This window comes from Catellatospora sp. KI3, assembly GCF_029948125.1.
Classification (GTDB): Bacteria; Actinomycetota; Actinomycetes; order Mycobacteriales; family Micromonosporaceae; genus Catellatospora.
Genome location: NZ_JASAMB010000005.1, coordinates 116310 through 127421 on the forward strand (window position 1 = coordinate 116310; position 11112 = coordinate 127421).

Genomic DNA, 11112 nt, shown 5'->3' on the forward strand with positions numbered 1-11112 from the left:
GGCAGGCACGCATGCCGTGCTGAGTACGGCATGCGGCGAATTCTCTACTAAAGGAGGAAATGTGTACGACTATGTCATCGTCGGGGCCGGCTCGGCGGGCTGTGTGCTGGCCGCCAGGTTGTCGGAGGATCCCGACGTGAAGGTGTGTCTGGTCGAGGCCGGTCCGCCGGACACCGATCCCAACATCCACGTGCCGGTCGCCTTCGGCAAGCTGTTCCGCTCCCAGTACGACTGGGACCTGGCCACCCACGAGGAGCCGCAGCTCGGCCGCCGCCGCATCTACCTGCCCCGGGGCCGGGTGGTCGGCGGTACGAGCTCGATCAACACGATGGTCTACATCCGGGGCAACCGCCTGGACTTCGACGAGTGGAAGCAGACCGGCTGGAGCTTCGACGAGCTGCTGCCGTACTTCAAGCGCGCCGAGGACAACGAGCGCGGCGCGTCGGCGTACCACGGGGTGGGCGGCCCGCTGCGGGTCTCCGACGGCCGGGCGCTCAACCCGATGGCGGCGGCCTTCGTCGAGGCCGGCGTGCAGGCCGGGTACGAGTTCAACGAGGACTTCAACGCGGCCAGCCAGGACGGCTTCGGCTTCTTCCAGGTGACCCAGAAGGACGGCTACCGCGTCAGCTCCGCCACGGCGTACCTGCACCCCGCGCTGAACCGCCCGAACCTGACCCTGGAGCCCAACCTCCAGGTGCACCGCGTGCTGATCGAGAACGGCCGCGCGGTCGGCATCGTCGGCGCGCGCATGGGCGAGGAGATCACGCTGCGGGCCGACCGCGAGGTCGTGCTGAGCGCCGGCGCGTACCACTCGCCGCACCTGCTGATGCTGTCCGGCGTCGGCCCCGCCGCGCTGCTCGGTGCGCTCGGCCTGCCGGTGGTGCTCGACAACCCGCAGGTCGGCCAGAACCTGCAGGACCACGCGCTGATCCCGCTCGTATACACGCACGACGTCCCGATCAGCCTGCTGGTGGCGGGTACGCCGGAGAACGTCGAGCTGTTCATGAAGGAGGGTCGCGGGCCGATGACGGCCAACGGCCCCGAGGCGGGCGCGTTCATCAAGACCCGCAGCGACCTGCCCGCGCCCGACGTCGAGTTCCTCGGCGCGCCGGTCATGTTCGCCGACAGCGGCCTGGGCACGCCGACGCACCACTCGTACTCGTTCGGCCCGACGATGCTCACCCCGCGCAGCCGCGGCGCCGTGGTGCTGGCCACCGACGTGCCGACGGCCAAGCCGAAGATCTTCCACAACTACTACGCGGAGAAGTCCGACCTGGACGACGCGGTGGTGGCGACGCGGATCGCGATGCACGTGGCGCGTCAGCAGGCGATGTCGCCGTACACGGTGGGCATGCACGAGCCGCCGGCCTCGGAGTCCGACGCCGACCTGCGCGACTACATCCGGCACTACACGCACTCGATCTTCCACCCGGCGGGCACCTGCTCGATGGGCACCGTCGTCGACGCCGACCTGCGGGTGCTGGGCGTGGACGGGCTGCGGGTCGTGGACGCCTCGGTCATGCCGACGGTCATCCGGGGCAACCCGAACGCGCCGGTCATGGCCATCGCGGAGCGGGCCGCCGACCTGATCGCCGGCAAGACCCCGCTCGCGCCGCAGTCGGTCCCGGCCGCGTGACCGCCGACCCCGTCAACCCTGGAGGACTACATGACCAGCAGTAACGCCAGCGTCCCCACCCGGGAGGAGCTGGTCGAGCGGGCCGCCTCCCTGATCCCGCTGCTGCGCAGGCACGGCGCCTGGACCGAGGCCAACCGCCGCCTGCACGAGGAGGTCGTCGAGGCCCTGGCCGACGCCGGCCTGCTCCGGCTGCGCGTGCCCGCCCGCTTCGGCGGGTACGAGGCCGACACGCAGACCCTGCACGAGGTGCTGGTGCAGCTCGGCCGCGGCGACGCCTCCGTCGCCTGGGTCGTGTCCGTCTGGGCCATCCCCGGCTGGATGGTCGGCATGTTCCCGGAGGAGACCCAGAAGGAGGTCTACTCCACCCCGGACGTGCGCGTCTGCGGCACGCTCAGCCCGTCGGCGATGGGCACCCCCACCGACGGCGGCCTCATCGTCAACGGCAAGTGGGGCTTCATCAGCGGCGCCCTGCACAGCCACTGGCAGGAGATCATCGTCATGGCGCCGTCGCCGGACGGGGTCAACCCGTGGCCGGTGGTGGGCCTGGTGCCGACCTCGCAGCTGCAGCTGATCGACGACTGGCACACCTCGGGCCTGCAGGGCTCGGGCAGCATCACCACCGTGGCCCAGGACCTGTTCGTGCCGAACGAGCGCCTGGTGCCCATGCCGATGGTGCTGGCGGGCCAGTCGCAGAGCCCGCTCAACGCGGAGCTGCCGATGTACCGCAACACGCTGCTCGCCGTGGCCAACGCCGCGACCGGCGGCGCGCTGATCGGCACCGCCCTGGCGGCGAAGGAGAACTTCCTGGAGCGGCTGCCCTCCCGGAAGATCACCTACACCAGCTACGAGCACGCGGCGGACGCGCCGGTGACGCACATGCAGATCGCCGAGGCGTCGATGAAGATCGACGAGGCGGACTGGCACGCCCAGCGCATCACCAAGCTGGTCGACCACAAGGGCGTCTCGGGCGAGCCGTGGACGATGGAGGAGCGGGCCCGTACCCGGGCCGACATCGGCTCGATCACGAAGCTGTCGCGGGAGGCGGTCGACATGCTGGCCAACGCCAGCGGCGGCTCCTCGATCTACACCGACGTGCCGATCCAGCGGATCCAGCGCGACATGCTCGCGATGAGCAAGCACGCGATCACGGTGCCGGAGACGAACTTCGAGCTCTACGGCCGGATCCTCGTCGGCCTGGAGCCGAACACCCCGTACGTGTGACAGGCGGAGGTGGCGCCGGTCGCGGCGCCACCTCCGGCCGGGCGCCCTCAGGGGCGGTCGGTGTGCTCCAGCAGCGCGGGGACGATCTCGTCCCAGGTCTGCCGGGGTGGGGGCTCGTGCCCCACCCCGGCCATCGGGATCAGGCGGCTGCCGGGCACCTCGCGGGCCAGCGCCTGCGCGTGTCCGAAGGGGAACAGCGGATCCTCGGTGCCCTGGATCACCAGCGTCGGCGCCGTGATCTGGCCGAGCCGGTCCCGGTAGGAGGGCCCGCCGTCGATCACCCAGTGGTTGTGCGTCGGCGTGGGCGGGGGGCCGCTGCCGAAGCGCCGCTGCAGCTCGGCCGACATCGGCGGCAGGTCCGGGTCGGGTGCCGAGTTGGGGCGCATGCCCGGACTGGACGCGGCGACGGTCAGGCTGGCCACCAGCGCCGGGTGCTCCAGCGCCAGCCGCTGCCCGATCCCGCCGCCCAGCGAGGCGCCCACGACGTGCGCCCGGTCCGCGCCCAGCGCGCGCGGCAGCGCCGCGGCGTCGGCGATGAGGTCGGTGAAGTCGTACCCCGGCGAGCCCAGCGGGTAGGCCGTCGACTCGCCCGTGTCGCGCTGGTCGTAGCGGACGACCAGCCGGCCGCCGTCGGCCAGCCGCCGGCAGAACTCGGCGTCCCACACCCGCATCGTGGCGGTCGCGCCGCCGATCAGCAGCACCATCGGGTCGTCGGACTTGCCGAAGGTCTCGACGTGCAGGCGCACGCCGTTCACGTCGATGAAGCGGGCGTCGCCGCCTGCCGCGTCGGTCAACGAACTCTCCTCACGGTCGCGCCGGATCCGGCCCGTACCACAGGCCAGTGGCGTCGCTCAATGGTGGAAACACTCTTTCGTGCCGTTCATACACATGTCGACACCGAGCGCGTAGGTTCGACATGTCGACGGTTGGCATCGACCAGGAGACGTTGGGAGACGCCGTGAAATACCTGCTTTTGATCTACCACAACCAGAAGTCCCGGGAGGCGTGGGCCGGTTACACGCAGCAGCGGCGGGCGGCGGGCGTCCGCGCGCACGTCGACCTGGTGAACGATCTGGCGGCGGCGGGCCGGCTGGTGGCATCGGAGGCGCTGGCCGAGCCCGAGGCCGGCCGCAGGGTCACCGTCCGGGACGGCCGCGTGAACACCACCGACGGACCGTACGCCGAGGTGAAGGAGTACCTGGCCGGCTTCTACCTGATCGACTGCGATGATTCGGCGCAGGCCGTCGAGTACGCGGCCCGGATCCCGGAGGCGGCGCTGGGGCTGGTGGAGGTCCGGCCAGTGCACAGCGACCGGACGGCGTCCGTGGCCGCCCGCTGAGCGCATGGCGCGGCGGGCCGCCCGCGTCGAGGCGCCCTCGGTGTGACCACCGGGGGCGCCTCCTGCCGTTGCCGGCCCGGCCGCCGCGACGTCAGGCCGGCACCGGCACCGGCGTCTCGCGCCGGCTGGTGTCGAGGTCCCGGGAGAGCCACAGCACCTTGGCCACCAGGCCCGGCCGCCACAGCGCGCTCGGGCGGTCGACCAGGCCGTTGACCCGCATCAGCGCGGTCGTGGCCGCCGGGTCCTTGGTCGCCGCGTAGCGCAGGCGGGTCAGGTACGCGTTGAGGATCCGCGTCTTGAGCGGACGGTGCGTGGCCACGCCCGGGAACTCCAGGTCGCCGCTGGTGGAGATGAGCCACGGGTCTTCGATCGTCTCGGCCAGCGCCCGGTTCAGCGCGACCGGGTCGGGCGCGTGGTGCGTGGCCAGGTGCTCGCGCAGCTTCATGACCTGCATCGCGATCACGGTCATGCCCTGGCCGTAGACCGGGTTGAAGCTGCACACCGCGTCGCCGAGCACGGCCAGCCGGTCCGGGAACCGGGTCAGGCGCTCGTAGTGCCGCCATACGCTGGCCGGGAAGGTGAAGGTGGCCGCCTCGCCGATCGGGTCGGCGTCGACGATCGCCTCGTGGATGTCCGGGGCGGGCAGCGACTTGGTGAAGTCGAGGAACTGCGCGGTGTCGCCGGGCGGCGTGTCGCCCTGCATGCCGGTCAGCGAGACCCGGCAGTCGCCGGTGATCGCCTGGCCGAAGAAGGCGCCGCGGGGGAACGCGGGGGAGGAGACCGGGTTGATCGCCTGCGGCGGGCCGAACGTGCCCGGACGGCGGCGGAAGCTGCGGGTCGTGTACGCCAGACCGATCTTGATCCGCTCCTCGTCCGGCCGCTCGTAGCCCAGCTCGGCCAGCCAGGCCGGCAGGCGCGAGCCGCGTCCGGACGCCTCGACGACGAGGTCGGCGTCCAGGTCCCACTCGCGGTCGCCCTGGCGCAGGCGCACGCCCAGGACGGTGTCGCGGTCGGCGCTGGTGCGCAGCGACAGCACGTCGGTGTTCTGCTCGTAGCGCACCTGCGGCAGGGCCGCGACCCGGTTGCGCAGGTAGTTCTCCAGCACCGGGCGGGAACCGGCCACCGACAGCAGCCCCGTCTCGGCCGGCTTGACCGGGCGGCCGTCGAAGATCCAGCGCATGCCGCCGAAGTCGCGGATGGTCAGGCCGGCCAGCTGCCGGGTGTCCTCCAGCAGGCCCGGGAACAGCTCGGTCAGGATCAGGTAGCCGGCGGCGTGCAGGCCGTGCGCGTGGACGCTGTGCACGGCGCCGCGCCGGGGACCGGCCACCCCCATGATCTCGTCGCGGTCGACCACGACGACCTCGCCGTAGAACTCCGAGAGCACGCGCGCGGCGAGGGTGCCCGCGATGCTCCCTCCGATCACGACCGCGCGCGCGCCCCTCGTAGCCCCGGTGCCGTCCATCGCGGTGACCTCCCAACTCATCGGAAATAGCAGATGTATGCAATCACGCCCCGGCCGCCGGTGCTGCCGCATTCGTGCGCACTTCGCGCCGGTCGGGCCGCTGACTGCGCAACGTCAGAGATGCCGCCGAGGTCAGCACGCGTGATCCTCGATCGAGACCAGTGACAATGGGAGGCTTCGCTATGCCCCGGGTAACCGACAATGAGGACGGAACGCAGACCCTCAGCATCGACTCGACCGAACTCGCGCCCATCAAGAAGATCATCGACGAGTACCTGCCCGAGCTGAAGAAGGTCGCGGACCTGGCCGGCAAGCCGGAGGTGAAGGAGACCGTCGCGTTCTTCAAGCGGGCTCTGACCTGATGGGCACGCCATCGGGCGCCGTGGCGCGGGACGGCGCGAAGTCACGCTCGGCGGCGGTCTACGGCATCCGGGGCATCGCCGCGATGGGCCTGCTCACCGTGCACGTGGCGATGTTCTCCGGGCTGCTGGGGACCCGGGCCTTCGGCGAGCCGCGGCCGCCGAGCAACTTCTTCGGCTCGTTCCTGGTCAGCGGCATGCCGTCCTTCATCGGCGTGATGTTCGTGCTGCCCGCGATGTACCTCTACCTGCCGCTGGCACAGGCGATCATCTCGGGTGAGCGCCGGCCGCCGCAGGGCAGGAGCTTCGTGAAGCGGCTGCTGCGGCTGCTGCCGGCCTACTACGTCATGTACCTGGTGGTGCTGCTCGCGTTCAACCGCAACGCGATCGACGGCGTGTGGTTCGTGCTGCGGCCCATCTTCCTGCTGCAGGTGTACCTGCCGACGCCGTTCAAGCCGAACTTCGTCAACGGCATGGAGGTGACGTGGACCGTGCCGAGCATGGTCCAGTGGTACATCTTCCTGCCGCTGATCGCCTGGGCGGTGCACCGGTTCGCCGCGCGCGGCGCGACGCCCCTGGCCCGCGCCAAGCGGCTGCTGATCCCGGTGCCGATCCTGTTCGGGGTCGGGGTCGCCTGGCTGTTCGTGGTGAAGATGAACAGCCTCGACAACCGGATGGTGTTCTGGTGGCCGCAGGGCTTCGCGCCCACCATCGGCATCGGCATGGGCATCGCGGTGCTGCTGGCCCTGTCGAAGGTGTCGCCGAAGGACACCCCGGGCATCTTCCGGCTGGCCGCGGACAAGCCGCACCTGTTCTGGCTCGGCGCGCTCGGGGTGTACCTGGTCAACTGCACCCGGCCGTTCAGCGTGATCGGCATGGACGCGATCTACTCGACGGCGGGCCTGCTGGTCACGTACCTGATGGTGGCCGCGTTCGGGCTGCTGGCGACGCTGCCGCTGGCCGTGCCCGGGGCACGGGCGCACGCGGTCGAGCGGGTGCTGGCCCTGAAGCCGCTGGCGCACCTGGGCAAGGTGTCCTACGGCATCTACCTGTGGCACTTCGCGATGATGCACTTCTACCTGCAGGGCGGTGCCGTCCTGACCGGTGACACCCGGCCCATCCGCGAGCTGTACGGCGTGGCCGGGTTCTGGGAGCTGGAGCTGTTCGTCGGCATCGGCAGCATCGTGGTCGCGACGCTCAGCTTCTACCTGGTGGAGCAGCCGGTGGCCCGGTGGGGCGACGCGCTGCTGCGGCGCTGGGGTGCCCGTGCGGGCGGCGGCGGGCTGCCCGCGGGCGGTGGACGGCCCGCGCTGGGCGGGTCCGGCGGTCCGGCGGGCGCGGTGGTGCTCGCCGAGGAGGTCACCCGCCGCGACGCCATCCGGGCCAACCTGATCGACCTCGAACGCAGCTTCGGGCGGCAGCTGCTGGCCCGCGGGTCGCTCACCGGGCAGACCCGGCAGCGCTGGGAGGCCGCTTCGGCGGACCTGGTGGTGCTGTGGGACCTGTTCGGCAGCTACTCCAGCGTCGTCGACGAGGCCGGCGGGGGGCGCGCCGGACGTGCCGGCGTGCCGCTGGCGGAGGCTCCGGTGCTGTTCACCGGTGCCCCGGCCCCCCTCGGGCAGCGCCACATCGCCGACAGCGGCAGCACCCGGCTGACGGTCGAGGCCGCCGTGACCCGGATGGACGAGATGTTCACCAGGGTGGCCGAGCTGGTCACCACCGTGGAGACGGTCTGGGCCGGGGTCACCGAGCGCCTGGTGGACATCGGCGCCCGGCTCGCCCGGGTGCGCGGGCTCGACCCGGCGCTCGACGCCGCGATCGTGGCGGCGGAGGCCGGGCTGTTCCGGCTGCACGCGACGCTCAGCCGTGATCCGCTCGCCCTGTGGCGCGACGGTGCGGTGGATCTGACGGCGGTGGACGAGCTGGCTCAGGAGGTCGACGAGATAACGGCCAAGGCGCCGCTGACGGCGTCCTGACCCCCGACCACACCCGGCCCGGCACGCGCGATGAGGGACGCGCGTCCGGGCCGGGTGTTTCTTCTGCCCCGGTCCGTTCGGCGTGCGTGCGCGGCCCTGTCGCGCGGGCGTACGCGAGCGCGGCCGGCGGCGGGCACGCGAACGCCGCCCGGCGTGAGCGGCCGGGCGGCGTTCGCGTGCGGGTGTGCTCAGCTCGCCGCGTCGGCGGTCGGCTTGAACTGGCCGGGGGTGCGGCCCTTCCCGCCGGGGCCGCGGTAGGCCTGCGCGATCTCCAGCCAGCGCGGCGCCTCCGGGCCCGTGGCGGTGATCGCGAGGTCGGCCGGGTGCCGTCGGCGGGTCACCAGCAGGCAGAAGTCGGTGGCGGGGCCGCTGATCCGGTCCGCGGCGTCGGCGGGGCCGAACTCCCAGACCTTGCCCGACGGCGCCGTGATCTCGAAGCGGAACTGGACCTCGGGCACGTCCAGGCCCCGGCCGGTGTAGCCGAAGTCCCAGGTGCGCACCGCGAAGCCGACCAGGTGTCCGATCCGGTCGGTGTGCTCGCGCTCCACATCCAGGGCGTCGGCGACGTCCTGGCCGTGGCCGAACAGCTCCATCATCCCGGCGGCCGCCAGCACCGAGGCGGGCAGCGGGCGGACCAGCCACGGCACGATGTGGTCGGGGGCGAGCGCACCCAGCGCCCGCTCGGTGGCCGCGCGCTGCTCCTTCCACTTGACCAGCAGCATCTCGTTGGGCATGCCGAGGAACGGCGCCATGGCCTTGGCGACGTTGTCGTTGAAGTTGGGCCCCAGGTTCGCCGACATCGCGGTGAACGCCTCGGGGGCGGCGGCGGCCTTCTCGGCCATCCAGAAGATCGAGGTGAGGTGGGCGACCTGGTGCTTGACCGTCCAGCCCTCGGCGGGCGTGGGCGCGTCCCAGCCGCTGGCGCCGAGGCCGGTGACCATCCGGTCGAAAGCGTCGCCGTCGGCGGTGAGCGCGGCGACCACGTCGGGTGTCTGTGTCACAGGATCTCCCTTGTCGAGACGTGTTCTACCTGCTCAGCCTGCCTGAGCGGGCCCCTCGGAGGCTTCTCCGCGCGTGCCCTGGTCAACATCAGCAATTCTCGATAAATAGAGGTGGTACGCCGTGTAGTGAAGCTGGAGGGAACGTGTACCGCGGCGGCCTACCGTCACCGGCATGCAGACACTCATCGATGCGCCCCGCCGGCGCCCGCTCCGCTGGGGCATCGCCTGCGCGGTGGCGGCCGCGGGCCTGGTCGTCACGGCGCCGGGCACGGCGATGGCGTACGCCGCCTCCGCCCCGGGCACCATCAACACCGCCGGGACCGCGCTCAACGTCCGGTCCGCCCCGGGCACCAACTTCGACACCTGGCGCACCGTCGCCGACGGCGCGGGCGTCACGCTGCTGTGCCAGACCACCGGCGAGACGGTGACCGGCACCTACGGCACCACGAACGTGTGGGACATGCTCTCCAACGGCGGCATGGTCTCCGACGCCTACGTGTACACCGGCTCCGACGGCCAGGTCGTCAACAACTGCAGCTACGTCGGGGCGGAGCCGTCGTCGAAGACCAACCCGCGCTCGGCCAACGGCGCGATCAACTGGGCGTTCCAGCACCACGGCTCCACCGCGTACGAGAACCTGTGCCTGGCCTTCACCGCGCAGGCGTACGGCTGGGGCGGGTCGGGCTGGAACACCGCCGAGATCGGCGGGGACTGGGAGACCAGCCACGGATACCTGCACACCAGCGGCATCCCGCCGCGCGGCGCGCTGGTCTGGTACCACAACTCCGCCGGCACCGGGCACGTGGCGATCAGCCTCGGCGAGGGCAAGGTGATCGGCACCTCGGTGGGCGGGAAGGTCGGCGTCGCCGGCTACACCGACCACGTCTCGTACCGGGGCTGGTCGGTGCCGTACTACCCGGTCGCGTGGTGACCTGTCCCTGAAGGCGCACCGGCCCGGACGCACCAGGCGTCCGGGCCGGTCGCGGTTCAGGCGGCGGCCTGCTCCGGCTGGTCGACGACGAGGTTCGCGGTCAGCCTGGCGCCGATGCGCCGGGCGGCGGCCATGGCCGCCCACGCGGTCACCGCGAGCAGCTGCCCGTCGTCGGGGCGGTCACGCCGGAACTCCTCGATCACCCGGGGCGTCACCTGGTACGAGGCGAAGGCGGTGAGCATCGCCAGCCGGCCGGCCGGCTGGTCGGCCTCGGGCAGGCCCGCCACGGCGTTCTCCAGCCATACCCGGTTGGAGATGCCGGGGCCCTCGACCTCGCGCGCGTTGAGCCGGGTGAGCAGCAGCAGCCGCACCCGCTCCGGGACCTCGGCCCGGCCGCACGCGTCGAACACCTCGGCGGCCTGGGCCCACGCGGTGGCGACGTCCGGTTCGGACACGGCCCAGACCATGTCGCCGGGCAGCGCCGCGGTCGGCAGCAGCCCGAGCGACTGCCCGGTCGCGTGGGGGCGCCGGGCGATGCCGCCCATGACCCGCGCCGCCAGCTTGAGCAGCGCGCGGCGGCCGCCGCCGGAGACGCCCGGGGGCAGCGGGGTGTCCGGCAGGAAGATGTTGACCATGCGGTTGATGTAGTGGAATGTGACGGCGGTGCCGATCATCTCCGGCGCGTGCGCGGCCGGGAACGGCGCGGGCAGCAGTTCGCCGGACAGGCCGCTGGCGCGGCCCCAGCGGGCCAGCGCGCGCAGCTGTGGGTCGGTGATCGCGTCGATGCGGTCGGCGGCCACGGCGGCGGCGTCGGGGTGGCCCCCGACCAGCCCCGACAGCGTCGAACTGTGCACGTCGACGCAGTACGGGCAGCGGTTGGCCTGCGACACCGCCGAGGCCACCATCTCCCGGGCGGACCGGGTGGTGGCGCGGTCGACCAGCAGCGTCTCGCGCAGCACGGTCCAGCCGGCGGCCAGCACTGCGGGCAGGGGGGAGTGCAGGATCAGGGGCGGGGCGAGCATGCCGAACTCCCGTTCGACCTGCTCGTACACCTGCGCGACGAGGCCGTCCGCGGCCGCTGGGGCGACCGGGCGGACATGCTTGACATGGCTCAGCGTCGGGCGGCGGGACACCAGGGCGAGCAGTGACGCCATGGCGAGACCTTTCTGCTGGTGGGAATACCGATG

10 protein-coding genes are annotated in these 11112 nt (G+C 72.2%); 6 read left to right on the forward strand and 4 right to left on the reverse strand.

The genetic code is table 11. The features are described from left to right. Positions 1–61 precede the first annotated feature (61 nt). The gene (locus QEZ54_RS10810; protein ID WP_281304401.1) at positions 62–1636 is read left to right on the forward strand and encodes a GMC family oxidoreductase N-terminal domain-containing protein; all 1575 of its coding nucleotides are present in this window, start codon (positions 62–64) and stop codon (positions 1634–1636) included. Between the two features lie 30 nt (positions 1637–1666). Next, positions 1667–2857: an acyl-CoA dehydrogenase family protein gene (locus QEZ54_RS10815; RefSeq protein WP_281304402.1), complete on the forward strand. Its 1191-nt coding sequence runs from the start codon at positions 1667–1669 to the stop codon at positions 2855–2857. Positions 2858–2904: 47 nt separating this feature from the next. Here the strand turns inward: QEZ54_RS10815 and QEZ54_RS10820 are convergent, their stop codons facing one another. Next, positions 2905–3651: an alpha/beta fold hydrolase gene (locus tag QEZ54_RS10820; protein ID WP_281304403.1), complete on the reverse strand. Its 747-nt coding sequence runs from the start codon at positions 3649–3651 to the stop codon at positions 2905–2907. A 164-nt stretch (positions 3652–3815) separates the two neighbouring features. On the opposite strand from QEZ54_RS10820, the gene QEZ54_RS10825 reads away from it, so the two are divergent. Beyond that, entirely contained in the window at positions 3816–4196 is a 381-nt protein-coding gene (locus QEZ54_RS10825) for a YciI family protein (RefSeq protein ID WP_281304404.1), read from the forward strand. A 91-nt stretch (positions 4197–4287) separates the two neighbouring features. Here QEZ54_RS10825 and QEZ54_RS10830 read toward each other — a convergent pair whose 3' ends face one another. Further along, complete coding sequence (locus QEZ54_RS10830; RefSeq protein ID WP_281304405.1) at positions 4288–5679, reverse strand: FAD-binding monooxygenase; 1392 nt, start codon at positions 5677–5679, stop codon at positions 4288–4290. Positions 5680–5840: 161 nt separating this feature from the next. On the opposite strand from QEZ54_RS10830, the gene QEZ54_RS10835 reads away from it, so the two are divergent. Beyond that, positions 5841–6020 carry a hypothetical protein gene (locus QEZ54_RS10835; RefSeq protein ID WP_281304406.1) on the forward strand — a complete coding sequence of 60 codons (180 nt, stop codon included), beginning with the start codon at positions 5841–5843 and terminating at the stop codon, positions 6018–6020. Next, positions 6020–7993 (forward strand): acyltransferase, encoded by a 1974-nt coding sequence (locus tag QEZ54_RS10840; protein WP_281304407.1) that lies wholly within the window; start codon positions 6020–6022, stop codon positions 7991–7993. Before QEZ54_RS10835 ends, QEZ54_RS10840 begins: the two co-directional genes overlap by 1 nt. A 188-nt stretch (positions 7994–8181) precedes the next feature. On the opposite strand, the gene QEZ54_RS10845 is transcribed toward QEZ54_RS10840, so the two are convergent. Beyond that, the gene (locus QEZ54_RS10845; RefSeq protein WP_281304408.1) at positions 8182–8994 is read right to left on the reverse strand and encodes a TIGR03084 family metal-binding protein; all 813 of its coding nucleotides are present in this window, start codon (positions 8992–8994) and stop codon (positions 8182–8184) included. 172 nt (positions 8995–9166) lie between these two features. On the opposite strand from QEZ54_RS10845, the gene QEZ54_RS10850 reads away from it, so the two are divergent. After that, entirely contained in the window at positions 9167–9925 is a 759-nt protein-coding gene (locus tag QEZ54_RS10850) for a hypothetical protein (protein ID WP_281304409.1), read from the forward strand. Between the two features lie 56 nt (positions 9926–9981). Here QEZ54_RS10850 and QEZ54_RS10855 read toward each other — a convergent pair whose 3' ends face one another. Then, positions 9982–11079, reverse strand: coding sequence for a carboxymuconolactone decarboxylase family protein (locus tag QEZ54_RS10855; RefSeq protein ID WP_281304410.1), 1098 nt, complete (start codon positions 11077–11079; stop codon positions 9982–9984). Between the last annotated feature and the right edge of the window lie 33 nt (positions 11080–11112).